This is a genomic window from Gilliamella sp. App4-10 (assembly GCF_001690495.1).
GTDB classification, from domain to species: domain Bacteria; phylum Pseudomonadota; class Gammaproteobacteria; order Enterobacterales; family Orbaceae; genus Gilliamella; species Gilliamella apicola_G.
On sequence record NZ_LZGS01000035.1, the window covers coordinates 373,295 to 397,874 of the forward strand.

The following is a 24,580-nucleotide window of genomic DNA, read 5'->3' on the forward strand; positions in this document are numbered from 1 at the left end:
CAATTTTGCCCACATTTTTTTTATAAGTCTATTAAAAGAAAATACAATACTGGACAAAATTATACATTACGTTATACTCATCAGCGAAATTAACTAGACAATCGCTGCTTTGTTTTTGTTCTTTGTTCAAAGAGGACAGGCAAAGGGGAGGAAAGTCCGGGCTCCATAGGGCAGAGTGCCAGGTAACACCTGGGGGATTTTAGCGAGAGCTAAAATTTACGACTAGTGCAACAGAAAGTAAACCGCCGATGGCTTATTTTATAAGATCAGGTAAGGGTGAAAGGGTGTGGTAAGAGCACACCGCGCAACTGGTAACAGCTGTGGCATGGTAAACTCCACTCGGAGCAAGGTCAAATAGGGATTCATTAGCGCGGCCCGCGTTGAATCCGGGTAGACTGCTTGAGCTAATGCGTGAGTATTAGCCTAGAGGAATGATTGTCCACGACAGAACCCGGCTTATCGGTTAATTTCACTTTTTACTTCTTATTTTTTTCTCATTGCTGTTTGATGCAGTTTTTGATGGCGTTTTATTATTGAATAAACGTTTAACTGATAGCAAAACTGAAAATATCAAACCTGACACCAATAAAAAGACAGGTATTAACATTAGAAGAGACATTATCTGCTTTTCATATTCTTTAAAAATTGGTGATAACCCAAACAGATAACCTAATGTCACTATCAAGGAAATCCATAATGTCGCACTGATCAAATTATAAATATGGAATTTTCGGCTATGTAGCCCTGATAAACCTGCCATCATTGGTAATAATGTACGTACAAAAGCAATAAATCGACCAATAAATAGTGCTTGTAATCCATACTTATGAAATAATACTTCAGATTTATGATGATATTTTTCCGGTATATTCGCCATCCAACCCTGTACAAGTTTGGTACTACCAAGCCACAGTCCTTGTGCATAACCTAACCAAGTACCTAAAGCTGCACCTACAATTAAAATAAGATTAATTAAACCAAAATGAAAAACATCAAGACTAATTAAAACCCCTGTTAAAAACAGTAAACTATCACCAGGTAAAAAAGCTGCTGGTAATACCCCATTTTCTAGAAGGATAATAACAAACAACATGCCATATAGTGTCCATAGCACATTAGGATTTGAAAGCGTTGCAATATCCAAATTAACAAACGCATGATAAAGTGTAATTATTGTTTCCATCTATTCTTAAATCCCATTAATGTATCGTTATTAGTGGTTAATGGTACCACCAACTGTTAAATTGTTCACTTTCAAAGTGGGTTGACCAACCCCAACAGGCACACTCTGACCTGCTTTACCACAAATACCAACACCAGAATCTAGCTTAAGGTCATTTCCCACCATTGATACTTGTTGCATAGTTTCAATACCTGAACCGATTAGTGTTGCACCTTTTACCGGCGTTGTTATTTTACCTTTTTCAATCAAATAAGCCTCTGACGCCGAAAAAACAAACTTACCAGAAGTGATATCCACTTGCCCGCCAGCAAAATTAGGAGCATAAAGTCCGTAATCAACACTGCTAATAATTTCGTCGAAAGAGGACTTCCCTGCTAACATATAAGTATTAGTCATTCTTGGCATAGGTAAACAGGTGTATCCTTCACGGCGCCCATTACCGGTTGAGTGCATGTTCATTAATTTGGCATTAAGTTTATCAAACATATATCCTTTTAGGATACCATTTTCAATGAGCACAGTTCTTTGACTTGGTGTGCCTTCATCATCGATTGAGATTGAACCACGCCGATTTTCAATCGTGCCATCATCGACAATAGTACAAACTTCTGAGGTGACTTGCTCTCCAATTTTTCCGGAAAATACTGAACTATTTTTACGGTTAAAATCACCCTCTAAACCATGTCCTACAGCTTCATGTAACAAAACACCTGGCCAACCAGCACCTAAAACAACAGGCATTGTACCAGCAGGTGCAGCTTTAGCGGAAAGAGAAACGAGTGCCTGACGCACGGCTTCTCGAGTATAACTATCAGCATAACTTTCTGACGTTTTAGGGTTGATTGTTAAAAAATATTCATATCCAAATCGACCACCACCACCACTACTTCCTCGCTCACGTTTACCCTCTTTTTCAACCAGAACTGAAACCGACAAACGAACCAAAGGGCGAATATCGGCACTTAATGTACCATCAGTAGCTGCAATTAAAATGTCTTCGTAACTACCCGTTAAGCTAGCTGATACTTCAATAACGCTTGGGTCAATTGAGCGCGCTAACTTATCAACTTGCTGCAACAACGCAATTTTCTGCTCTTGAAAAAACGAATTAATCGGATTTATTGATGGATATATTGGTACTGTTTGAGTAGATTTAAATGGCGTCACCGCTATGGGGGTTTGTAGTTTAGTAATTGAATTTGCTGCTAATACACTTTGTTCCAAACGCGCTAATGAAAGCTGATCAGTATAGGCAAAGCCGGTTTTTTCACCCACAACAGCCCTAACACCAACGCCTTGATCACGATGGAACGAGGCATTTTTTATAATACCGTCCTCAAGTAACCAACTTTCATAATAACCAGATAAGAAATATAAATCACCAAAATCAATTCTCCTTGAACTCAGTATATCAAGCAAATGCAGAAGATCTTGTTGGCTTAGATTATTTGGATTGAGCAATCGTTCACTCACTTGAGTTAGTATCATAAGTTCCTTAAATTTTAATTGTGGATGCTAGCCTTCTTGATGATCGATTAAAAACTCGAACATAATGATTTTTTAGCTTTCATCATTTTTATACTAAAACGCATAGTTTCCTGAAACTTTTTTACAAAATAGTGTCCATTACATTAACACTACATCGTATTGTTCTTGAATATAAAGTGGTTCAACTTTTACTTCAACACGTTTCCCCACAAACACCTCAACTTCAGCTAAAGCATGAGACTCATCATTAGTTAAAGCATTAGCCACAGCGGCTGAGGCATAAACTAAAAAGTACTCTGAGTGATGGGCTTTATAAACACGAACTATTTCACGTAAAATTTCATTGCAAACTGTTTCTACCGATTTGACCATACCACGGCCTTTACATGCTGGACATTCTTCGCACAAAATATGCCCAATACTTTCGCGTGTTCGTTTGCGAGTCATTTCGACCAAACCTAAAGTCGAAAATAAATTAACAGTCGTTCTAGCTCTATCTTTAGATAAAGAATCTTGGAGCGATTGTAACACCCGCTCTCGATGCAATTCCTCTTGCATATCAATAAAGTCGATAATAATAATACCGCCTAAATTACGTAATCGTAACTGGCGAGCAATAGCAATAGTTGCTTCAATATTAGTATTAAAAATCGTTTCTTCTAAATTTCGATGTCCAACAAATGCCCCGGTATTAATATCAATTGTTGTCATGGCTTCAGTTTGATCAATAATTAAATATCCACCTGACTTCAATTTGACTTTACGATCTAATGCTCTTTGTATCTCGTTTTCAGTATCATAAAGATCGAAAATCGGTATATTACCACGATAATGTGATAATTTACTGGTCACTTCGGGCATAAATTCTTGCGTAAACTCAACCAATAAATCATAAGTTAGTTTCGAATCCACCAAGATTCGCTCTATGGGATCACCAACAAAATCACGTAATACACGTTGTGATAATGCCAATTCACCATAAACTAGATTTTTACTTACCGGACGAGCCATACGTTCTTGAATTTTAGCCCAAAGTCGTTTTAAGAAATTGGCATCTTGCTCTAACTCATAAGCATTCGCACCTTCTGCTGCCGTTCTAACAATAAAACCACCTTCGGCTGTCACATATTGCTGAACAATATTTTTTAACCTTTCCCGCTCTTGTTCGCTTTCTATACGCTGCGAAGTTGCCACATGTGCAGAATTTGGTCCAGGCATTAATACTAAATAACGTGATGGCAAAGTAATATCGGTTGTAAGTCTAGCCCCTTTGGTTCCTAATGGATCTTTAACCACTTGCACCATTAAGTCCTGCCCTTGACGAACAAGTTCAGAGATATCTTTTACTTGAAATTGTTCTTGTTCAGTATCTGATACGCACTCAGTATGAGGCATAATATCTGATGCATGTAAGAAGGCCGCTTTCTCAAGCCCAATATCTACAAAGGCAGCTTGCATTCCCGGTAAAATACGAATGACTTTGCCTTTATAGATATTTCCAACAATACCACGCCTAGATTCACGATCAACATGGATTTCTTGCAAAACACCATCTTCAATATAAGCAACTCGAGTTTCAGATGGCGTTACATTCATTAATAATTCAACAGACATAAGATTTCCTTTTAATTAATAGCAAAGCTTCGTCTTATGAGCCGCAAAAATAGATAGATGACAATCCATAATAAACCATCAATACAACTTGATAGCAAAATCAATGGTGATATCGTTATAGTATGATAAATACTGACTTGGAATAAAAATACCAGTAAATTATAACATATCGAAATCGCAAAGATGATAAACGACTGTTGCCATAACGCTAAATTACGTATCAATTGGAAATTAAAAACAAGTAAATAAGCAATAAATGAATAAATAAAAGCATGGATCCCCAAGATTGAACCAGAACACAGATCCATCATCACGCCAAATACAAAAGCGGTACCAATTCCAACCCGATGAGGAAGCGCTATCAACCAATAAGCAAAAATAAGGATTAGCAAATGTGGTTTAAATACGTTATATGAAGGTGGCCAAGGAATAATTTGTAAACATAAGCCAATTAATAGTATTACCCAGATAATCAATATTCGATTACGGCTCCTCATGTTTTACTCCCTGATTTCCCCACAATAACAATAAATAACGTAAACTCTTCAGATCTGCTGTTGGTGTTGCTGAAATAATAGGGGTTGAATCAGTAATATCAAGTTTTACTGAACTGACTACGGCTACAGGATATCCTTCCGGAAAACGACCATCAAGTCCCGAAGTCACTAAAACATCACCGACTTTTATATCAACGTTACTAGGCATAAACTCTAATGTTAAATCATTACTACAGCCATTCCCCACAGCAACCATGCCAATATCATTCCTTAGTACTTGTACTGGTATTGCATGTTGATAATCACACACTAAAATTGCACGGCTGGTTGATAGAGCGGTTTCATAAATTTGCCCTACTATTCCTTTTTCGTCAACTACAGGTTGCCCAACATAAACACCATCTTGCTTGCCTTTATTGACAACAAATTGATATGCATAAGGATCTGTATCAGCAAGTAATACTTGCACAGCCATTTTGTGTTCATCATGCCTTAATGGGGAACCTAATAATTCGCGAAGTCTAGTGTTTTCATGTTTTAAATGCTCAAGCAATAATAGATCGTTTTTTTGTTGTAATAAGTCTGCATGCAATTTTGTATTTTCATTTATTAAAGTTTCTCGCGTTTTTGACATCTCGTAAAGAGAATCAAACGACGACTTTGGCGCATTCGAAACATAATATAGTGGAGAAATAATAGTATCTAAATAATAACGAATTTCTTTAAATGGACGATAATTGATATCTAATACAATTAGAGCAACGGCTAGCGCCAAAGAAGTAAATAATTGTACACTGAGAGGCGAACGCTTAGAAAAAAGTAATTTCATTGTCCAGTACTTACCTGTTTTATGTTTTAAGATCTAATTATTTCAAGAAATGAATTCGCCGACAATGTCGGCGGAAAATATGAAATGTTTACTTAATAATCGCTTCATTATTATGAAACTAACTAACAAATAAAGGTAACTATTATTTATTCTTCACTAAATAGATCACCACTATGCATATCAACCATATCTAACGCTTTTCCACCACCTCTTGCAACACATGTTAGTGGATCTTCAGCAACAACAACATGGATACCGGTTTCAGCTGCTAATAATTTATCAATATTACGTAATAAAGCACCTCCGCCTGTTAAAACCATACCATGTTCTGAAATATCAGAAGCTAACTCAGGAGGACACTGTTCTAAAGCAACTTTAACCGCACTAACAATGCCACTTAATGGTTCTTGCAGCGCTTCTAAAATTTCATTAGAATTTATAGTAAAGCTACGCGGTACGCCTTCCGCAAGATTACGACCACGAACTTCAATTTCAAGTACTTCATCACCAGGATAAGCACTACCGATGAAATGTTTGATTTTTTCAGCCGTTGCCTCACCAATTAATGCACCATAATTACGACGAACATAGTTAATAATTGCTTCATCAAATCGGTCTCCACCAATACGTGCAGATGCAGAATACACAACACCGTTTAATGAAATAACAGCCACTTCTGTAGTTCCACCACCAATATCAACTACCATTGAACCTGTTGGTGCAGATACTGGTAAATCAGCGCCGATAGCTGCTGCCATTGGCTCTTCAATTAAATATACTTCACGGGCACCAGCGCCTAATGCAGACTCTCGGATGGCTCGACGTTCAACTTGTGTAGCGCCTACAGGAACACAAACAAGTACGCGAGGGCTTGGTCTTAAAAAGCTATGACTATGGACTTGACGAATAAAGTGTTGTAACATCTTTTCAGTAACTGAAAAGTCTGCAATAACGCCATCTTTCATTGGTCGAATGGCTGCAATATTACCAGGCGTTCGCCCTAACATCAGTTTCGCAGCATGCCCAACAGCAGCAACACTTTTAGGTGTGCCTGTGCGATGATCTTGGCGAATCGCTACAACTGAAGGTTCGTTTAAAACGATACCTTGCCCTTTAACATAAATAAGTGTATTTGCTGTACCTAAATCGATCGATAAATCATTTGAAAACAAGCCACGAACTTTTTTTAACATAATAAAAACTCTTCCTAGAATTAATCTTGTTTAAGTATATTTTAGTATTTAAAAACAAACCATGGAATCAAAAAAATATATTCTCCACTTTACCCAACTAAATAGAATATTATTTAATCCTCTCAAACCATAGCCACTTCAATAGTAAATGAAGCTTACTATTGTATCGCAATTATAAAATAATACCTAGAAAATAGTATAACAAGTGTTTTATAAAGGAGATATATAATGACAAATTCAGTTTTACAGTGTATTCTTTTGCGTTAATGTTAAGTTACAACCTTATTATTGGTCAAAAGAACAGTTTTAGCCAATAATAAGATTACATTAAAATAATTAATTGTTACTTATATCAAATAAACACGGTGTAATTCATGGATATACGCAAAATTAAAAAATTAATTGAATTAGTTGAAGCGTCAGGTATTTCTGAACTTGAAATTTCTGAAGGAGAAGAGTCAGTTCGAATCAGTCGTTCTGTTCCTACTACAAACTATTCGGCGCCTGTACAAAATATTCAAATTCCTCAATCAGCTCCTGTTGTTGTGGCTCCAAGTGTTCAAACAGAAGTCGTGTCAAATACTGTTACAACTGATGGAACAACAATTAAATCCCCAATGGTTGGAACTTTTTATCGTACACCAAGTCCAGAATCAAAAGCTTTTGTTGAAGTTGGTCAAACAGTAAATGTTGGCGATGTACTTTGTATCGTTGAAGCGATGAAAATGATGAACCAAATCGAGTCAGAAAAAGCTGGTACAATAAAAGCCATCTTGGTTGAAAATGGTCAACCAGTTGAATTTGATCAGCCACTATTCATTATTGAATAATCTGAATTTATTTATTATTGACTATACGATTAAGAGATTGAATATGCTGGATAAAATTCTTATTGCGAATCGTGGAGAAATAGCTCTACGTATCTTACGAGCATGTAAAGAACTTGGAATTAAAACTGTCGCTGTTCATTCTTCGGCAGATAAAGACTTAAAGCATGTATTACTTGCTGACGAAACGGTCTGTATTGGTCCCGCAGCCTCAGTAAAAAGTTACCTTAATGTTCCAGCATTAATTTCGGCTGCAGAAGTAACTGGCGCAGTGGCTATTCATCCTGGATATGGCTTTTTATCTGAAAATGCAGACTTTGCTGAGCAAGTTGAGCGGTCTGGCTTTATTTTTATTGGGCCCAAACCTGATACTATTCGCCTAATGGGTGATAAAGTATCAGCAATTCACGCCATGAAAAATGCAGGAGTCCCTTGTGTACCTGGTTCAGATGGTCCTTTAAGTAGTGATATTGAACTCAATAAACAAATCGCTAAGCAAATTGGCTATCCAGTTATCATTAAAGCCTCTGGCGGCGGTGGCGGACGAGGTATGCGTATTGTTCGGGAAGAAAAGGATCTTGAACAATCCATCAAAATGACCAAATTGGAAGCCAAAACAGCTTTCAATAATGATATGGTTTACATGGAAAAATTCCTTGAGAACCCACGTCATATCGAAATTCAAGTACTTTCTGATGGTCAGGGCCATGCTGTTTATTTAGGTGAACGAGATTGCTCAATGCAAAGACGTCATCAAAAAGTGGTGGAAGAAGCACCAGCACTTGGCATCACACCTAAAATGCGTAAATTCATTGGTGAGCGTTGCGTTAATGCATGTATTGAGATCGGTTATCGTGGTGCAGGTACCTTCGAATTCTTATTTGAAAATGGCGAGTTTTATTTTATTGAAATGAATACCCGTATTCAAGTAGAGCATCCTGTTACTGAAATGATAACCGGTGTTGACCTAATAAGAGAACAAATATTAATCGCCGCAGGCGAACCACTCTCAATTAAACAAAGCGATATTGAAATCAAAGGTCATGCAATTGAATGCAGAATTAATGCTGAAGATCCGAAAAAATTTATGCCATCACCAGGGAAAATTACCCGCTTTCATGCGCCAGGTGGCTTTGGCATTCGTTGGGAATCACATATTTATGCTGGTTATACTGTCCCGCCTTACTATGACTCAATGATTGGTAAATTAATTGCTTATGGTGAAACACGCGAAGTTGCCATTGCCCGTATGAAAAATGCATTAGCAGAGCTAGTGATTGATGGAATCAAAACCAATATTGATCTTCATATTGAAATTATGAATGATGAAGGCTTCCAAAAAGGCGGTACCAACATTCATTATTTAGAAAAGAAATTAGGCATTTATGAGTAACAAAATAATCCCTATCTATTAGGGATTATTGCTTTATTTAAGTATCAATAAGGTTTGGGTAGAAATAAATGAAAAATTGGAAAAGTAGCGCCGAAGAAATTTTAACCATAGGACCAGTTGTTCCGGTTATTATTATTGAACGGATTGAAGATGCTGTACCACTAGCCAAAGCTCTAATTGCTGGTGGAGTAAAAGTACTGGAAGTGACGTTACGGACAGCTTGCGCAATTGACGCAATAAAGAAAATCATCAAAGAAGTTCCTGAAGCTGTGGTTGGTGCAGGAACAGTGACAACTGTTGAACAACTAAAACAAGTCACCGAAGCTGGCGTTGAATTTGTCATCACTCCTGGTATTACTGACGCTATTTTAAAAGCGGCGGTTGAAGGTCCTATCCCTGTTATTCCTGGTATTGCAACTATTTCTGAACTATTAACAGCACAAGAATATGGTCTAACAGCATTAAAATTCTTCCCAGCTGAAATCAATGGTGGCGTTGCAGCATTAAAAGCTTTTGCTGGTCCTTGTGGATATATGAAGTTCTGTCCAACTGGGGGAGTAAACCCGAAAAACTATCGCGATTACCTTGCGCTTGATAATGTACTTTGCGTCGGTGGCACTTGGTTTATACCTACTGATGCCATTGCAAAAGGGGATTTTGCTAAAATTACGGAAATGGCAAAACAAGCCGTTGCTGGTGCACAATAACTGCTATTATTCCGCCGATATAATATCGGCGGTTAACCACGCGTTGTCGATGCTTCTTAACTTCTTAACCCTCGCCCACTTTCAATAAGTCGCCATGCAATTACATATAGTACGGTAACAAACAAAATCAGCATTGAAAACGTTATCCATAACGGCACGTCTGTCACGCCCAAAAATCCATAACGAAAACCGTTAATCATATAAACGATTGGATTAATTTTTGAAATCCACTGCCAAAAGGCTGGTAACATAGTAATAGAATAGAAAATACCACCAAGATAAGTTAATGGCGTTAATACAAATGTTGGAATAATGCTTATATCATCAAATGTCTTGGCAAATACCGCATTTAATAAGCCAGCTAATGAAAACAGAATTGAAGTCAATAGTAATGTACAAACAACAAATAACCAAGAATGTACTTCATAACGAACAAAAAATAGTGATACGATAGTCACTAAAATACCGGTTAAAATACCACGCATCACGCCACCACCAACATACCCAAAAATAAGAATATGCGTTGGTACAGGTGCTACCAATAATTCTTCAATGTTATGTTGAAATTTAGCGCTAAAAAAGGATGAACAAACATTGGTATAAGAATTGGTAATGACTGACATCATGATTAATCCCGGCACAATAAATGCCATATAGCTAAATCCCCCCATGTCACCAACACGAGAGCCAATTAAATTACCAAAGATGATAAAATAAAGAGACATTGTAATAACGGGCGGAATTAGCGTTTGAACCCAAATTCTTAAAAATCGTGTCACTTCTTTACGCCAAATACTTTTTAAGGCAATCCAATATAAATTATTCATCAAATATCACCTTTCTGTTTGGTATCATTGTGCAATAGATCAACAAATAACTCTTCTAACCGATTTGCTTTATTTCGTACGCTAATCACTTTAATACTTTGTTGATTTAGTTGTTCAAATAATTGGTTTAACCCATGTTGCTTATCTACTTTGACTTCTAACATTCCTGCTTCAACATCAGAATAATTGTAGCCTTGTAATTTAATAGGCTCAGATGTGGGGACATAATCAATAACAATTGTTTCAGATTGGCTTTTGGCCAATAGCTCACGCATTGAGGAGTTCGCAATCAATTGACCTCTCTGAATAATACCGATATTTCGACATAGCATTTCAGCTTCTTCTAAATAATGGGTGGTTAAAATAATTGTGATACCTTGCCGATTGATTTCACGTAAAAAATCCCACATAGAACGGCGTAATTCAATATCAACACCTGCGGTTGGTTCATCAAGAATCAATAGTTTAGGCTCATGCACAAGCGCTCTGGCTATCATTAATCGCCTTTTCATGCCACCGGATAACATGGTAGCTCGACTGTGGCGTTTGTCCCATAAATCTAAAATTCGTAAATACTTTTCAGCGCGCTCTAATGCTAATTTTCGGGGCAAGCCATAATAACCACCTTGATTAGTAACTATTTGTAGTACTTCTTCAAATTGATTAAAATTAAATTCTTGCGGTACAAGCCCTAATTGTCTTTTGGCATTGACAACATCTTTATCTAAATCATAACCAAAAATTTTAACTTGTCCCGCTGTTTTGGTGACTAATGAGCTAATAATGCCTATAGTTGTTGACTTTCCAGCACCATTTGGTCCCAGCAAGGCATAAAAATCACCAGCTTGCACAGTTAAATCGATACCTTTTAATGCTTCTATACCATTTTTATAAATTTTTTTGAGTGATATTAGCTCAAGTGCAGGAATTGATGGCATGAATATATCCTAAGTGAATCAATTACTATTTGAATAATATGATATCATGTTAAATCAATTGACAATAAAATCAATCAATGTAAAGGTCTTTTTAATTTTATTTATATCAATGCGAATAAATTATCATTGTAAGATCATAGCGCATATTATTATTGGTTGGGCACAAACAGTGTAGTTTTAATTTTCAAGCTGTGTGCCTTTATCGTTGAAGGAATAAGTAGCATGTTTAAAATTGGGTTAGTTTCAGTATCAGATAGAGCTTCAAGTGGCATTTACCAAGATGAAGGAATTCCATCATTAGTTTCATGGTTACAAACTGCATTGAAAACACCTTTTGTAAGCGAAAATCGTGTTATTCCTGATGAACAAGCTATTATTGAACAAACATTATGTGAGCTTGTTGATAATCTACATTGCCATTTAATTTTAACCACCGGAGGTACTGGTCCTGCAATTAGAGACGTAACACCTGATGCGACACTCGCCATCGCTGATCGGGTGATGCCTGGATATGGAGAGCAAATGCGTCAAATCAGCTTACATTTTTTACCAACAGCGATTTTATCAAGGCAAGTTGGTGTTATTCGCAAAAAATGTTTAATCATAAACCTACCAGGCAGGCCAAAATCAATAAAAGAAACCCTTGAGGGGGTTAAAGATAACCAAGGCAATGTCATTGTTAGTGGCATTTTTGCTAGCATCCCCTATTGTATACAACTATTAGAAGGACCTTACATTGAAACCCATGAACAAGTTATAAAGTCTTTTCGCCCTAAGGATGCAATTAAATCAAAACTTTAATTTTATGCAAATTTAACGCATAATTATGTATTTAATAATTGCTACTAATGCTATTTAAAATAGCTGGAGTTATTTTGGTTTGAATAATAAGTAAAATTTATTATAAGTTTTATAAATACATGTATTATGTATTAGCAATTTATTAGCAGTAAACAGTAACAAATTAAAAGCCAAGGAACATTATGAAACAAGCTAATCTCACCAAAATGTTTAAAGAGATGCTTCGTCAAGAGAAGTTTAGTTCGCAAGTAGAAATCGTACAAGCGCTACAAGAACAAGGATTTGATAACATCAATCAATCTAAAGTTTCACGCATGCTAACAAAATTTGGTGCAGTAAGAACCCGCAATGCAAAATCCGAAATGGTCTATTGTTTACCTGCAGAAATAAGTGTGCCCACAACGAGTAGTCCATTAAAAAATTTAGTGATTGATATTGATTTCAATAGTTCAATGGTGGTGATAAGAACCAGCCCTGGTGCCGCTCAACTCATTGCTCGATTACTTGACTCAATTGGTAAATCAGAAGGCATTTTAGGTTCAATTGCGGGCGATGACACTATATTTAGTACACCTACTAAAGAATATACAGTAAAAAAATTATATCAAACCATTATTGAATTGTTTGAACGTGAGTTATAGGTTTTTCCATTTCGCCCTATTGCAAGCAAATAATTTTAATATTTAAACTATTGACACAATTAATAAAATCGTTAATCCTATATAACGCTGATTTCGTAACTGAAGTTGCAAAAACGAAGAGGCGCATTACTCAGGTAAATCATTGTAGGGACTGGAACCACGAATAAATGATCGAGGGGATGTAATGCCGAGGTTTGATTGCCAATCCAGAAGCGATCAAATCGACTGCAAGGGCTGAATCCCTTGGGTTGTCACCTTAACAGGTGGAGCGCTTCATGGTCTGTATTTTTTAATTGTAAATAGGACACACCCGCTCTAACTCTGTTAAAAATAAAAAATTTTTAATATGAGGAATTTATGGAAACATCATTTGTAATTGCTAAATTTGGTGGTACTAGTGTTGCCGATTATCCTTCAATGGTAAATAGTGCCAATATTGTAATAGCTAATCCTAACGTAAAAGTTGTGGTACTATCGGCATCTGCTGGCGTAACAAATTTACTAGTCGCATTAGCAGAAGGACGTGATGCCGATGTTCGAACTCAACATATTGCCAAAATCCAATCAATCCAATACAACATCTTAGAACAATTACCTGAAAATCCCGAACTACGAACTGAAATTGACAAAATCATTGCTAATATAGCCTCTTTGTCTGAAGCCGCAAGTTTAGCAACATCACCAGCATTAACTGATGAGCTTGTTAGTTACGGCGAAATTATGTCTTCAAAACTGTTTGTCGAGTTATTAAAAGAAAAACAAAAAAATGCCATGTGGTTTGATATACGGAAAGTTATGCGCACCGATAATAACTTTGGTAAAGCAACACCTAAAATTGAAGATATTAAACAGCTGTGTTGTGCCCATTTAAAATCACTAAATAATAGTTGCATCATTGTCACGCAAGGATTTATTGGTTGTGAAAGTTCGGGCAAAACCACTACTTTGGGGCGTGGGGGAAGCGACTATACAGCCGCTTTATTAGGTGAAGCATTGAATGCCACTCAAATTGACATTTGGACTGATGTTGCAGGGATTTATACTAACGATCCGCGCATTACCCCTGCGGCTAAACGCATTGATGAAATATCTTTTGCTGAGGCAACCGAAATGGCAACGTTTGGCGCGAAGGTACTACACCCAGCAACACTAGTCCCAGCTGTACGAAGTAATATTCCTGTTTTTGTTGGTTCAAGTAAAGCGCCCCAAGATGGGGGAACAATCGTTTACAGCACTAACAGCATTACATCTAAATTACCAGTATTCAGAGCTTTAGCATTACGCCGCAAACAAACATTGCTAACGCTGACCAGTTTAAATATGCTGCATGCGCAAGGCTTTCTTGCAAATGTGTTTACGATATTAGCCAAACATAATATTTCGGTTGATTTAGTCACAACATCAGAAGTCAGTATCGCATTAACCATCGATACAACAGGTACTAACACCAACGGTAACAGTTTATTGACAAGAGAATTATTTGATGAACTATCAACTGTTTGCCATGTTGATATTGAGGAAGATTTAGCGCTAATTGCTATTATTGGTAATAACCTAACTTCAACTAAAGGTATCGCCAATGAAGTGTTTGGTGTATTAGATGATTTTATTATTAGACTTTGCTGTTATGGGGCAAGTACTCATAATCTTTGCCTATTAGCAAAAAGCAATGATGCAGAATCAATTATTAAAATTCTACATAAAACCATTTTTGAACAATAATATTAAAAAGGGAGATCAGAACTCCCTTATTCACTTGAACATATGTTAATATAAGAAAAAACTGTAAAATAAACTATCATTTACCTTTTACCGATTGTATTCATAAAATTAATCTTTAGACTAAATCATTTATCTACTATTATAATAATTATTAATATATTTTGAATATCTTTTATTAATCTTAATTAATCGATTAAAACTATTACATTGAACATCAACTTCTGTTAGATTTTTTAATTAATTTAAGTAAACTAAAATTAATTTCAATAACAAGGGGAAATTATCATGGGTATTATAAGTTGGATAATTCTAGGATTGATTGCCGGCTGGATTGCCAAGTTTTTTATGCCACTAGGAAGTGTAGGTGTCATTAAAACTATTTTATTAGGCATTGCAGGAGCTTTAGTGGGTGGCTATATTAGCACCTTCTTTGGTTGGGGTAGTGTGACAGGATTTAACTTCCCTAGTTTGTTAATTTCAGTTCTTGGTTCGATTATACTCATTTATATCTATCGCCATATAAAAAAATAAATTATTTTTTTATTAAATTGGCGGGTTTCTCCCGCCAATTTAACTATTTTTTGATTATTATACTCTTAGATATATCACCTTTTTTAGTTCAAAGTTAGTAATAAGTAATTTCGTCATATCCAGATTTTTGTTATATTATTTAACAAAATCCATCAATTTTAACCTGTAGATTATAATGTTAAAAATATTCAACACATTAACCCGCGAGAAAGAAACATTTCATCCTATTACCCCTAATAAAGTTGGGTTATACGTATGTGGAGTTACCATTTACGACCTTTGCCATATTGGTCACGGGCGTACTTTTGTTGCATTTGATGTTATCACACGTTATTTACGTTTTTTAGGTTATGATTTAACTTATGTGCGTAATATTACTGATGTTGATGACAAGATCATCAAACGTTCACTCGAAAATGGTGAAAGTTGTGTTCAACTTACCGATCGAATGCTCCAAGAAATGTATGCAGATTTTGATGCACTTAATATAAAACGACCTGATATAGAACCACGTGCTACTCATCACATGCCACAAATCATCCAATTAGTGGAAGAATTAATTGCCAAAAATCATGCCTATATTGCCGATAATGGCGATGTGATGTTTTCAGTAGACAGTGATCCAAATTATGGTATTTTATCGAGACAAAATTTAGAACAGCTACACGCTGGTGCGCGTGTTGATGTAGTTGATGTTAAACGTAATCCAATGGATTTTGTGTTATGGAAAATGTCAAAACCGAATGAACCAAGTTGGGATTCGCCATGGGGTAAAGGTCGCCCAGGTTGGCACATTGAATGTTCGGCGATGAATAGTTATCAGTTAGGTAATCACTTCGATATTCATGGTGGTGGTTCTGATTTAATGTTTCCACATCATGAAAATGAAATTGCCCAATCAACCTGTGCGCATGATGGTCAATATGTCAATTATTGGATGCATTCCGGCATGGTTATGATAGACCAAGAAAAAATGTCAAAATCACTCAATAATTTTTTCACAATTCGCGATGTATTAAAACATTATGATGCCGAAACAGTGCGTTACTTTTTACTATCAGGTCATTATCGTAGCCAACTCAATTATAGCGAAGAAAATTTAAAACAAGCGAGAATAGCACTAGAGAGACTCTATACAGCCCTACGAGACACTGATCCAACTTATCCACACGTAGTAACGCCTGACAGCAATTATTATCGCCAATTTTGTGATGCAATGGATGATGACTTTAATACGCCAGAAGCTTATTCAACTCTTTTTGATTTAGCTCGTGAAATTAATAAAGCCAAAGCTGATAATAATATGTCCCTTGCTAATGAATTAGCTGCTGAATTGCGTTATTTATCCGCTGTACTAGGATTATTAGAACAAGATCCCATTAAATTTTTACAAGGAGATCAGCGAGATGATGTTGATGTTGCATTAGTTGAGGCATTAATAAAACAACGCAACGAAGCTAGAGTAAGTAAAAATTGGGCACAGGCCGACGAAGCTCGCGACAAATTAAATGCAATGAATATTGTGCTTGAAGATGGTGCGAATGGAACAACATGGCGCAAAAAAAATTAATATTCTCAAAATAAAAATTTTGATGAATAAATAAAATAACACACTAAGCAGTGTCAATTAGAAAAATAACACCCACAATTCTGTGGGTGTTTCTATTTGTGATCATCGTAACGTTTTATCAATCGAAGTTAAAATACCACGTAAAATATTCAGTTCCTGTTGTTCAATACGTGCGCGAGTAAACAATCGTCGCAAACGCCCCATAATTTGCCCAGGGTGATTGGCATTAATAAAGCCTGTTTTTAACAAAGTCTGTTCTAAATGTTGGTAAAAACGCTCTATATCTGCATCAATAGGAAATTCAGTTTCGGACAGATTCGCATTTTTTTGCTCTGATATGTTATTTTCAATATTTAACATTGACATACGAATTTCATAACACAAAACTTGCACCGACATGGCAAGGTTTAAAGAACTATAATCAGGATTAGCAGGAATGCCAACATGATAATGGCACTTTTGCAATTCTTCATTCGTTAAACCAACACGTTCACGCCCAAACACCAAAGCAACTTTGGCATAGGTATTAGTTGCTTCTTGAATAATCTTATCACCACATGTTTTTGGGGTTAAGTGTGGCCATTGCAAACTACGAGAGCGGGCACTAGTGCCAATTACTAAAGTACAATCAGCAATGGCGTGTTCAAGTGACGAAAAAATTTGCGCATTTTTAATAATATCACTCGCACCTGCCGCTAATGAAATCGATTGAGAATCAGGCTTGATGACTGGATTAACTAAACAAAGATTCGTTAATCCCATAGTTTTCATTGCTCTTGCAGCAGATCCCATATTACCTGTATGAGATGTTTCAACCAAAACAATTTTTACATTATCTAAATAACTCACATTATCCTCATTCATTGAAAATATCTTATAACGTAGAATAAACTAAATATTTATTGATACAGTATATAGTAAAATCAGTTTCATCCCCACTGTTATGCAATAGCTAATTAATAGAATCTATTTTTAAATTAAATTCACGAAAATGTGATCAATAATAAAATAAATATCTTATTGACGAGAATAAAATAATTTGCCAATGTAGTAATAACAACATTTAAAAATGTTAGATTTATCGATAAAAAAGCGGAGGTCAACTATGGCTTTAAGTATTACCAGTAAACAAATGGATATTACTCCTGCAATTCGTAGCTATCTAGAGGATAAGTTTTCAAAGTTAGATAAATGGAGGGCACAGCTAATCAACCCTCATTTTATTTTATCCAAAGAACCAGATGGATTTATTGTTGATGCAACAATTGCCACCAAAGGAACGCCATTAGTTGCCTCTGCTAAACATATTGATATGTATGCGGCTATTAATGATCTTATTGATAAACTTGAAAAACAACTCAATAAACTGCAACATAAAGACGAAGCTCGTCGTGCGACTAACAGCATAAAAGACGCAGTATTAAAAGAAGAAATCTAATTAATCTATTATCTAGATTTAATAAAAAGATACTTTGATGGTGCCTTTATTTTTTGGCTTGTTATAATACAAGCCATCTTTTTTTAAATATCTAATAAAAATGACTGCAAACCCTTTATTACCTTTACGAGATAAGATTAATGAGCTAGATAAAAAGTTGTTAGAACTTATTGCTGAACGTCGCAGACTCTCAACACAAGTCATTCATACTAAAATTGATGCAAACATTCCGGTGCGCGATATGGAGCGTGAGCGTTCACTGATAAAAACTTTAATCAATCAAGGCAAAAACTATCATCTTGATGAAGTATTCATTAAACGCTTATATCAATTAGTTATCGAAGATTCTGTACTATTACAACAAAAAATCTTACAAGAAAAACTTAATCACGGCACCATTGTCACTGCCAAAGTTGCCTTTTTAGGTCCCAAAGGGTCTTATTCACATTCTGCTGCTCGCCGCTATGCTAGCACTCACTTAGATGAAATGATTGAATTGGGCTGTTCAACCTTTAAAGATATTTTTACACAAGTAGAAAATGGAGCTGTAGATTATGGCATTTTACCAATAGAAAATTCTAGCTCTGGTTCTATTAACGAGGTTTACGATTTATTGCAAAAAACCAATTTGCACATTATCGGAGAACTTTCTTTACCTATCGATCATTGCGTTCTTGCTATACCAAATTCGCAACTTGAGCAAATTAATACTATTTATAGCCATCCACAGCCATTCCAACAATGTAGCAACTTCCTAGAAAATTACTCTCATTGGAAAATTGTATATTGCGACAGTACTTCATCAGCAATGGAAGCTGTTGTTAAATTGAATCAACCTAATGTTGCAGCAATGGGCAATAAAGATGGGGGAGAATTATATGGACTGCAAGTCCTTGAACATAACTTTGCTAATCAAAAAGAAAATATTACGCGTTTTATTGTACTGGCACGCCAGCCGATCGATGTTTCGGATCAAATTCCAGCTAAAACCACAATTTTAATGAAGACAGGTCAACAAGCAGGTGCTTTAGTGGATGCCCTATTAGTATTACGCAATCAGAATATCGTCATGACTAAACTTGAGTCGCGTCCAATTCATGGTACACCATGGGAAGAAATGTTTTATATTGATTTGCAAGGCAACATCCATTCTTATGAAATGCAAACAGCACTCAAAGAACTAGCATCAATGACGCTATATACTAAGGTGCTCGGATGCTATCCAAGTGATTCAATTGTTGCGGTAATGTAATGACTATAACAATACAACATTTTTCACAAGCGGTACTTAACTGGTATGAACAGTACGGTAGAAAATCGCTACCTTGGCAAATCGAAAAAAGCCCTTATCATGTTTGGTTATCAGAAGTCATGTTGCAACAAACTCAAGTTGCAACTGTTATCCCTTACTTTAACCGTTTTATTGAACAATTTCCCAAGGTAACTGACCTAGCAAAAGCTTCAATAAATGATGTATTGCATCTTTGGACTGGTCTTGGCTATTATGCAAGAGCACGTAACTTACATAAAGCAGCCCAAATGATTGCTGAAAAGTTTAATGGTAAATTCCCAACACAATTTGACGATGTCATGGCACTACCTGGCGTAGGACGTTCAACTGCTGGGGCAATTTTATCACTTTCACAAAATCAGCATTATCCCATTTTAGATGGCAATGTAAAACGTGTTTTAACCCGATATTTTGCAGTTGAAGGCTGGCCTGGTATTAAAACTGTTGAAAATAGGCTCTGGCAATTGAGTGAGCAAGTTACACCAAAAAATGATGTTGCAAAATTTAATCAAGCCATGATGGATATTGGAGCAATGGTTTGTACTCGCTCTAAACCTAAGTGCGCTTTATGCCCTTTAAATAATCATTGCCTTGCCTATAAAACTGAAAGTTGGCAACAATATCCAACCAAAAAACCTAAAAATACTATTCCTGAAAAAATAGCCTATTTTTTAATGCTTGAATATAACCAAACTATTTGGCTTGAAAAAAGACCTGCGTCTGGCATTTGGGGAGGGCTATATTGTTTACCTCAGTTTTCAAGTAAACAAGCGTTAACTGACTGGTTAAAAAAATACGGAATTGAAACAACCAAACCAAAGCAACTCATTGCCTTTCGCCATACATTTAGCCATTTTCACTTAGATATTATTCCTATTCATTGTGTTATCACTAAATATAAAAACTATTTGGATGGATCTTGTGGCTATTGGTATAACCTTAAATCCGACAATGCCAAAATAGGACTAGCAACGCCTATTTATAACTTATTAAAACAAACGACTTACTAACGCTTCTTTATCAGTATCTAGGTTATTTTTCGTATATAATTACCGATTATTTTTAACGATATTCAGTTATGCAAAGCAAACCACATCAAAATTTATCTAGCTACTTAGTCTTTTTAATGGCATTTGCTATTGGTATTACTATTGCCAGCAATTATTATGCTCAGCCGCTATTACACTCGATTACACATGATCTACATATAAAAGTAGAAAATGCAGGATCAATCATTATGGCAGCCCAATTTAGTTATGCTGTTGGCTTACTTTTTATCGCTCCACTTGGCGATAAATTGGAGCGTAAAAGGCTGATTATTATTTTAATGATATTATCCACTTGTGGACTTATGGTAAGCGCATTATCTCAAAATATAGGGATGCTTATAATAGGCACGGCTATGACAGGGCTATTTTCAACGGTGGCTCAAGTTTTAATTCCTTTTGCTGCCACGCTATCAAAACCAGAGCATCGTGGTAAAATTGTAGGCACGTTAATGAGTGGTATGTTACTGGGTATTTTATTAGGTAGAACCTTTGCTGGCGCCATTTCAACAATTGCTGATTGGCATGACGTGTATTGGATTGCAACAGGTATCATGACCATTGTGACGCTATTACTCTGGATTTCTCTACCTAGTTACCATAGCGATATTAACATTAATTATTTTAAGTTGTTATGGTCGATTGCTTCATTATATAAACAAGAACCAACGCTTAGGATTCGTTCACTATTAGCTATTATATCATTTGCACTATTTTCACTATTATGGACACCGCTTGCCTTTTTGTTAACTAATGCTCCATACCACTATTCTGATTTTATTATTGGTTTATTTGGACTTGCTGGTGTGGCTGGTGCAATGGGATCTCCAATAGTGGGAAAATTGTCAGACAAAGGAAAAGGTTTTATTGCAACCACCATAGGGTTATGCTTATTACTGTTATCTTGGTTGCCGCTCTCGTTAGCTCAATATTCAATTTACACCTTAATTATCGGCGTGATTTTATTAGATTTTGCCGTACAAGTGACCCACGTCTCAAATATGAATGCCATTTATCAAATTAGGCCCGAAGCACGCAGCCGAATGAATACAGGTTATATGGTATGTTATTTTATTGGCGGAATGCTAGGATCTGCGGGTTCGACCTATTTATTTAGTCATTACGGATGGATAGCAATAATCATTGCAAGCACGTCTTTGGCAATATTAGGTATCATTTGCTGGTTTTTTTATACTAAAACGCATTCCTATCAGAAACTTTTTGACAAAAATCACAGTAATAAAATGTCAACTTAGATCAAATATGCATAGCGTATTTGATCAATTGTTTTTTTAATAGTGAACTGTGATTAATTGCATTCATACCAATGGTTCTTAATGTCTTTTTCAGCACATTATCACCATTAAACATATCTTGAATAGTCCGCATGGCAGTTAACATAACTAACGTATCTTTACGACGGTTAAATTCAAATGACTTTAAATTATTTACAAGTCCAATATCTTTTTGTGTATCAATTAATTGTTTAATGATCGAAACTAATAAAGCGGAGTCTTGAAAACCTAAATTCACACCTTGCCCAGCTAAAGGATGAATAGTGTGTGCAGCATCACCGATAAGTACTAAGCGATGTTTAACAAATTGTTTTGCAAAACGCGCTTTTAATGGAAAGACCATGCGCGGATTAATTAATTTGCATTTGCCCACCTTATCACCCGTTAATGCTAATAATTCATTTGAAAATTCAGATTCACAAAGCGCAGTTAAAGTTTCTGCATTATCTGGTTTAGTCGACCAAACTAAGCAACTTTTATATTCATCCCAAAGAGGAAGAAAAGCGATAATCCCATCAGGATAAAACACTTGTCTAGCACAAAATCGATGTGGATACTCGGTTTCAACAGTGGTAATAACAGCATGATGAATATAATCGCGCTCAAAAACAGAAATATTTTTGCATCTACGCACCCAAGAATGAGCACCATCAGCACCTATCATTAATTTAGATTGTAAAACAGTTTTATCAGCAAGCGTCAAAAAGGCAAAGTCATCATTAAATGTACAATCAATGGCTTCGCAACTAAAAATATTAATATTGGAACAGTTTAAAGCATATTGGTAAAGATAATGAGAAATGACATTATTTTCAATAATATAACCTAGATTTGGATAGCTATAATCTTTAGCGTGGGCTGATAAATGAGCTTGACCATTTTTTTCCCATACACCTATTTCGGTAAATTCCTGCACTCTATTGCTATTGAATAAATCATCCCATATGCCAATTTGCGAAAAGTATCGCTGGCTAGCACCATTAATAGCAGAGGCTCTAATGCCAATTTCAGCATGAGGAAAGGATTCAGACTGATGAATTTTAGAATCTATAATCGCAATGTTTAGAGCATATTGGCTAAGTGCGCAAGCAGTTGCTAAACCAACTAACCCCCCTCCCACAATTGCCACATCAAATTGAATATTCATATCAATAAGTACAACTATTTATTATCTAATTTATTATCATTTTTTGATTCAACTTCGTCATCACTCATCGCTTTTTTAAAACCTTTTAATGCAGTACCGAGATCCGAACCTAAATTACGCAATTTTTTAGTGCCAAATAATAAAATAACCACTACAAGAAACACTAAAAGATGTGGAATACTAAAAGACATAATCAAATCCTCTCAATAAATATAACGCCCTATTTTAGGATAGGCTTTAAAACAATTCCTTTTAAAATGTTCATTATACTCTTTTGGAGGGATTTCATGAATAGTTCAATAAAAAAAAGACCCGTATAAAACTACACGGGCCAACATGAAATATAAGGAATATAAGGAAAGAAAACAATGAAAAATCCTTACAACGCTTATTATCCATTTTTTTTCGCTTTAGTCAACGCTTTTGTTTGTGGTTATTTATTGGGTTATTATATAAACAAAAACAATAAATACAATAAAAACATAATGATAATCAAATATTCGATACCTGAAACATAATTGATTAATGTCAAATTTAATTTAAAAAAAACTTAATAAATAGAATAAACAAACACAGTTGACAGAAAAACAAGCAATCAAACAGAAAAAACACAAAGCAATCATTTTTTAAAACTCAGCAGAAAGCGCGAAAAAAAATGAAACAGAAGGGAAAGATGCGCAAATATAAAATCAAAAAGGACACTAAAACAAAAATTAAAAGAAATTTATTTGATTTTCCACGACTTATAGATATACAAAATTTAAAAAAAATTCACTATAATTAATAAACTTATGCAAGAAATAAAGAGTCAAAGATGAATTCAATCAAAAATAATAATGTTAAGACTTTCAAAGATAGATTATACAGCTCAATGCAAGGTTTATCTGTTTCTGCCTTCGCTAAAAAATGTGATATGTCAGAAACAGTAATCAGGGATTATTTATCGGGTAAAACATACCCATCACTCACACGTTTAGAAGTCATTGCAGAAAAATGTAATGTTTCTTTTAATTGGCTTGCCACTGGACATAAATTAGAAGTTTTAGATCCTAAAAACGATGAAGATGTCTATAATGAAAATATATATCGTATTCCTGTTTATAAAAAACAGTTACCTACAAAAGAAGAAGCACAAAAAGAACGTTTTGTTAGAGAAACCCCTCCTGTGATGAATTATCCTATTATTGAAGGTTGGGTCAAGCATCGAGGTTTAGATGCTAAAAAATTAATCATTTATTGGGCCAAAGGTGATTTAATGTCGCCAGAAATTGAAAACAATAACGGACTAATTCTTAACACTGAAATAAATGATATTGTTGATGGCGCAATCTATCTAATTGAATATGATGATATTACTTTTTTAAGAAAAATACGTTTAACACTCAATGGATGGTTGTTAATTTGTAATAATAGCCAGCATTCTACTATTGAAGTATCCAAGATAGACTTTCATAAATATCATATTGTTGGTCGAGTTGTACTTATTATTAAAGATATTTTTTAATGTCCTTAATAGCTATATATTGACTTTCAAGATATAATCAAAGAATGGGGAAATATGAAAAATTTTATTTCCTCACTAACTTCTTTGATATTTATAAA

The 24,580-nt window shown here is 35.4% G+C and carries 24 protein-coding genes, 1 other RNA gene and 1 riboswitch; of the genes, 14 read left to right on the forward strand and 11 right to left on the reverse strand.

Annotated elements, in window-relative coordinates; genetic code table 11:
- The first annotated feature begins 85 nt into the window (after positions 1-85).
- An RNA gene (rnpB, locus tag A9G23_RS06745) (RNase P RNA component class A) lies at positions 86-475 on the forward strand.
- On the opposite strand, the gene A9G23_RS06750 is transcribed toward rnpB, so the two are convergent.
- From A9G23_RS06750 to A9G23_RS06775, 6 genes are all read right to left on the reverse strand, one after another.
- Entirely contained in the window at positions 470-1,183 is a 714-nt protein-coding gene (locus A9G23_RS06750; RefSeq protein WP_065586864.1) for a DedA family protein, read from the reverse strand. The two genes, rnpB and A9G23_RS06750, sit on opposite strands and share 6 nt — an antisense overlap.
- A 30-nt stretch (positions 1,184-1,213) precedes the next feature.
- Positions 1,214-2,671 (reverse strand): metalloprotease TldD, encoded by a 1,458-nt coding sequence (gene tldD / locus A9G23_RS06755; protein ID WP_065586865.1) that lies wholly within the window; start codon positions 2,669-2,671, stop codon positions 1,214-1,216.
- 138 nt (positions 2,672-2,809) lie between these two features.
- Entirely contained in the window at positions 2,810-4,285 is a 1,476-nt protein-coding gene (gene rng / locus A9G23_RS06760; protein ID WP_065586866.1) for a ribonuclease G, read from the reverse strand.
- An 11-nt stretch (positions 4,286-4,296) separates the two neighbouring features.
- Positions 4,297-4,782, reverse strand: coding sequence for a rod shape-determining protein MreD (mreD, locus tag A9G23_RS06765; protein WP_065586867.1), 486 nt, complete (start codon positions 4,780-4,782; stop codon positions 4,297-4,299).
- Positions 4,769-5,611, reverse strand: a complete 843-nt coding sequence (mreC, locus tag A9G23_RS06770; RefSeq protein WP_065586868.1) for a rod shape-determining protein MreC — start codon at positions 5,609-5,611, stop codon at positions 4,769-4,771. The genes mreD and mreC overlap by 14 nt, the downstream gene beginning before the upstream one ends.
- Positions 5,612-5,757: 146 nt before the next feature.
- Complete coding sequence (locus A9G23_RS06775) at positions 5,758-6,804, reverse strand: rod shape-determining protein (RefSeq protein WP_065586869.1); 1,047 nt, start codon at positions 6,802-6,804, stop codon at positions 5,758-5,760.
- Between the two features lie 374 nt (positions 6,805-7,178).
- Between A9G23_RS06775 and accB the strand changes: the two genes are divergently transcribed.
- From accB to A9G23_RS06790, 3 genes are all read left to right on the forward strand, one after another.
- Positions 7,179-7,634, forward strand: coding sequence for an acetyl-CoA carboxylase biotin carboxyl carrier protein (accB, locus tag A9G23_RS06780; protein ID WP_065586870.1), 456 nt, complete (start codon positions 7,179-7,181; stop codon positions 7,632-7,634).
- A gap of 43 nt (positions 7,635-7,677) precedes the next feature.
- On the forward strand, positions 7,678-9,024 hold the full coding sequence (gene accC, locus A9G23_RS06785; protein WP_065586871.1) for an acetyl-CoA carboxylase biotin carboxylase subunit: 1,347 nt from the start codon (positions 7,678-7,680) through the stop codon (positions 9,022-9,024).
- 68 nt (positions 9,025-9,092) lie between these two features.
- Positions 9,093-9,731 carry a bifunctional 4-hydroxy-2-oxoglutarate aldolase/2-dehydro-3-deoxy-phosphogluconate aldolase gene (locus A9G23_RS06790; RefSeq protein WP_065586872.1) on the forward strand — a complete coding sequence of 213 codons (639 nt, stop codon included), beginning with the start codon at positions 9,093-9,095 and terminating at the stop codon, positions 9,729-9,731.
- A 56-nt stretch (positions 9,732-9,787) separates the two neighbouring features.
- Here A9G23_RS06790 and A9G23_RS06795 read toward each other — a convergent pair whose 3' ends face one another.
- A complete protein-coding gene (locus tag A9G23_RS06795) occupies positions 9,788-10,558 on the reverse strand; it encodes an ABC transporter permease (protein ID WP_065586873.1) in 771 nt (256 codons plus the stop codon).
- Positions 10,558-11,496, reverse strand: a complete 939-nt coding sequence (locus tag A9G23_RS06800) for an ABC transporter ATP-binding protein (RefSeq protein ID WP_065586874.1) — start codon at positions 11,494-11,496, stop codon at positions 10,558-10,560. Before A9G23_RS06800 ends, A9G23_RS06795 begins: the two co-directional genes overlap by 1 nt.
- A 222-nt stretch (positions 11,497-11,718) precedes the next feature.
- Between A9G23_RS06800 and mog the strand changes: the two genes are divergently transcribed.
- From mog to cysS, 5 genes are all read left to right on the forward strand, one after another.
- Positions 11,719-12,297 (forward strand): molybdopterin adenylyltransferase, encoded by a 579-nt coding sequence (mog, locus tag A9G23_RS06805; protein ID WP_065586875.1) that lies wholly within the window; start codon positions 11,719-11,721, stop codon positions 12,295-12,297.
- Positions 12,298-12,479: 182 nt separating this feature from the next.
- Complete coding sequence (argR, locus tag A9G23_RS06810) at positions 12,480-12,938, forward strand: transcriptional regulator ArgR (RefSeq protein WP_065586876.1); 459 nt, start codon at positions 12,480-12,482, stop codon at positions 12,936-12,938.
- Between the two features lie 108 nt (positions 12,939-13,046).
- Positions 13,047-13,220: riboswitch (Lysine riboswitch) on the forward strand.
- A gap of 75 nt (positions 13,221-13,295) precedes the next feature.
- Positions 13,296-14,660 carry a lysine-sensitive aspartokinase 3 gene (gene lysC / locus A9G23_RS06815; RefSeq protein ID WP_065586877.1) on the forward strand — a complete coding sequence of 455 codons (1,365 nt, stop codon included), beginning with the start codon at positions 13,296-13,298 and terminating at the stop codon, positions 14,658-14,660.
- A 285-nt stretch (positions 14,661-14,945) separates the two neighbouring features.
- Positions 14,946-15,191, forward strand: a complete 246-nt coding sequence (locus A9G23_RS06820; protein WP_065586878.1) for a GlsB/YeaQ/YmgE family stress response membrane protein — start codon at positions 14,946-14,948, stop codon at positions 15,189-15,191.
- Between the two features lie 175 nt (positions 15,192-15,366).
- Complete coding sequence (gene cysS, locus A9G23_RS06825; RefSeq protein WP_065586879.1) at positions 15,367-16,761, forward strand: cysteine--tRNA ligase; 1,395 nt, start codon at positions 15,367-15,369, stop codon at positions 16,759-16,761.
- A gap of 102 nt (positions 16,762-16,863) precedes the next feature.
- Here the strand turns inward: cysS and trmJ are convergent, their stop codons facing one another.
- Positions 16,864-17,625, reverse strand: a complete 762-nt coding sequence (gene trmJ / locus A9G23_RS06830; RefSeq protein ID WP_065586880.1) for a tRNA (cytosine(32)/uridine(32)-2'-O)-methyltransferase TrmJ — start codon at positions 17,623-17,625, stop codon at positions 16,864-16,866.
- A 241-nt stretch (positions 17,626-17,866) separates the two neighbouring features.
- On the opposite strand from trmJ, the gene raiA reads away from it, so the two are divergent.
- From raiA to A9G23_RS06850, 4 genes are all read left to right on the forward strand, one after another.
- Positions 17,867-18,199, forward strand: a complete 333-nt coding sequence (gene raiA, locus A9G23_RS06835) for a ribosome-associated translation inhibitor RaiA (protein WP_065586881.1) — start codon at positions 17,867-17,869, stop codon at positions 18,197-18,199.
- Between the two features lie 100 nt (positions 18,200-18,299).
- Positions 18,300-19,451: a bifunctional chorismate mutase/prephenate dehydratase gene (pheA, locus tag A9G23_RS06840; RefSeq protein WP_065586882.1), complete on the forward strand. Its 1,152-nt coding sequence runs from the start codon at positions 18,300-18,302 to the stop codon at positions 19,449-19,451.
- Positions 19,451-20,500, forward strand: a complete 1,050-nt coding sequence (gene mutY, locus A9G23_RS06845; protein ID WP_065586883.1) for an A/G-specific adenine glycosylase — start codon at positions 19,451-19,453, stop codon at positions 20,498-20,500. Before pheA ends, mutY begins: the two co-directional genes overlap by 1 nt.
- A gap of 68 nt (positions 20,501-20,568) precedes the next feature.
- A complete protein-coding gene (locus tag A9G23_RS06850; protein ID WP_065586884.1) occupies positions 20,569-21,792 on the forward strand; it encodes an MFS transporter in 1,224 nt (407 codons plus the stop codon).
- 1 nt (position 21,793) lies between these two features.
- Here the strand turns inward: A9G23_RS06850 and A9G23_RS06855 are convergent, their stop codons facing one another.
- Together A9G23_RS06855 and tatA are read right to left on the reverse strand one after the other, a co-directional pair.
- Positions 21,794-22,978 (reverse strand): FAD-dependent monooxygenase, encoded by a 1,185-nt coding sequence (locus A9G23_RS06855; RefSeq protein ID WP_065586885.1) that lies wholly within the window; start codon positions 22,976-22,978, stop codon positions 21,794-21,796.
- A 14-nt stretch (positions 22,979-22,992) separates the two neighbouring features.
- Positions 22,993-23,172, reverse strand: coding sequence for a Sec-independent protein translocase subunit TatA (tatA, locus tag A9G23_RS11235; protein WP_218058810.1), 180 nt, complete (start codon positions 23,170-23,172; stop codon positions 22,993-22,995).
- A 620-nt stretch (positions 23,173-23,792) separates the two neighbouring features.
- Here tatA and A9G23_RS06860 point away from each other — a divergent pair.
- Positions 23,793-24,482, forward strand: a complete 690-nt coding sequence (locus A9G23_RS06860) for a LexA family transcriptional regulator (protein ID WP_065586886.1) — start codon at positions 23,793-23,795, stop codon at positions 24,480-24,482.
- Positions 24,483-24,580 lie beyond the last annotated feature (98 nt).

What these genes read in the sequence shown, in the direction of transcription:
- A9G23_RS06750 (WP_065586864.1), bottom strand. Translation starts at nt 1,183, where the DNA reads ATGGAAACAATAATTACACTTTATCATGCGTTTGTTAATTTGGATATT.
- tldD (WP_065586865.1), bottom strand. Translation starts at nt 2,671, where the DNA reads ATGATACTAACTCAAGTGAGTGAACGATTGCTCAATCCAAATAATCTA.
- rng (WP_065586866.1), bottom strand. Translation starts at nt 4,285, where the DNA reads ATGTCTGTTGAATTATTAATGAATGTAACGCCATCTGAAACTCGAGTT.
- mreD (WP_065586867.1), bottom strand. Translation starts at nt 4,782, where the DNA reads ATGAGGAGCCGTAATCGAATATTGATTATCTGGGTAATACTATTAATT.
- mreC (WP_065586868.1), bottom strand. Translation starts at nt 5,611, where the DNA reads ATGAAATTACTTTTTTCTAAGCGTTCGCCTCTCAGTGTACAATTATTT.
- A9G23_RS06775 (WP_065586869.1), bottom strand. Translation starts at nt 6,804, where the DNA reads ATGTTAAAAAAAGTTCGTGGCTTGTTTTCAAATGATTTATCGATCGAT.
- accB (WP_065586870.1), top strand. Translation starts at nt 7,179, where the DNA reads ATGGATATACGCAAAATTAAAAAATTAATTGAATTAGTTGAAGCGTCA.
- accC (WP_065586871.1), top strand. Translation starts at nt 7,678, where the DNA reads ATGCTGGATAAAATTCTTATTGCGAATCGTGGAGAAATAGCTCTACGT.
- A9G23_RS06790 (WP_065586872.1), top strand. Translation starts at nt 9,093, where the DNA reads ATGAAAAATTGGAAAAGTAGCGCCGAAGAAATTTTAACCATAGGACCA.
- A9G23_RS06795 (WP_065586873.1), bottom strand. Translation starts at nt 10,558, where the DNA reads ATGAATAATTTATATTGGATTGCCTTAAAAAGTATTTGGCGTAAAGAA.
- A9G23_RS06800 (WP_065586874.1), bottom strand. Translation starts at nt 11,496, where the DNA reads ATGCCATCAATTCCTGCACTTGAGCTAATATCACTCAAAAAAATTTAT.
- mog (WP_065586875.1), top strand. Translation starts at nt 11,719, where the DNA reads ATGTTTAAAATTGGGTTAGTTTCAGTATCAGATAGAGCTTCAAGTGGC.
- argR (WP_065586876.1), top strand. Translation starts at nt 12,480, where the DNA reads ATGAAACAAGCTAATCTCACCAAAATGTTTAAAGAGATGCTTCGTCAA.
- lysC (WP_065586877.1), top strand. Translation starts at nt 13,296, where the DNA reads ATGGAAACATCATTTGTAATTGCTAAATTTGGTGGTACTAGTGTTGCC.
- A9G23_RS06820 (WP_065586878.1), top strand. Translation starts at nt 14,946, where the DNA reads ATGGGTATTATAAGTTGGATAATTCTAGGATTGATTGCCGGCTGGATT.
- cysS (WP_065586879.1), top strand. Translation starts at nt 15,367, where the DNA reads ATGTTAAAAATATTCAACACATTAACCCGCGAGAAAGAAACATTTCAT.
- trmJ (WP_065586880.1), bottom strand. Translation starts at nt 17,625, where the DNA reads ATGAATGAGGATAATGTGAGTTATTTAGATAATGTAAAAATTGTTTTG.
- raiA (WP_065586881.1), top strand. Translation starts at nt 17,867, where the DNA reads ATGGCTTTAAGTATTACCAGTAAACAAATGGATATTACTCCTGCAATT.
- pheA (WP_065586882.1), top strand. Translation starts at nt 18,300, where the DNA reads ATGACTGCAAACCCTTTATTACCTTTACGAGATAAGATTAATGAGCTA.
- mutY (WP_065586883.1), top strand. Translation starts at nt 19,451, where the DNA reads ATGACTATAACAATACAACATTTTTCACAAGCGGTACTTAACTGGTAT.
- A9G23_RS06850 (WP_065586884.1), top strand. Translation starts at nt 20,569, where the DNA reads ATGCAAAGCAAACCACATCAAAATTTATCTAGCTACTTAGTCTTTTTA.
- A9G23_RS06855 (WP_065586885.1), bottom strand. Translation starts at nt 22,978, where the DNA reads ATGAATATTCAATTTGATGTGGCAATTGTGGGAGGGGGGTTAGTTGGT.
- A9G23_RS06860 (WP_065586886.1), top strand. Translation starts at nt 23,793, where the DNA reads ATGAATTCAATCAAAAATAATAATGTTAAGACTTTCAAAGATAGATTA.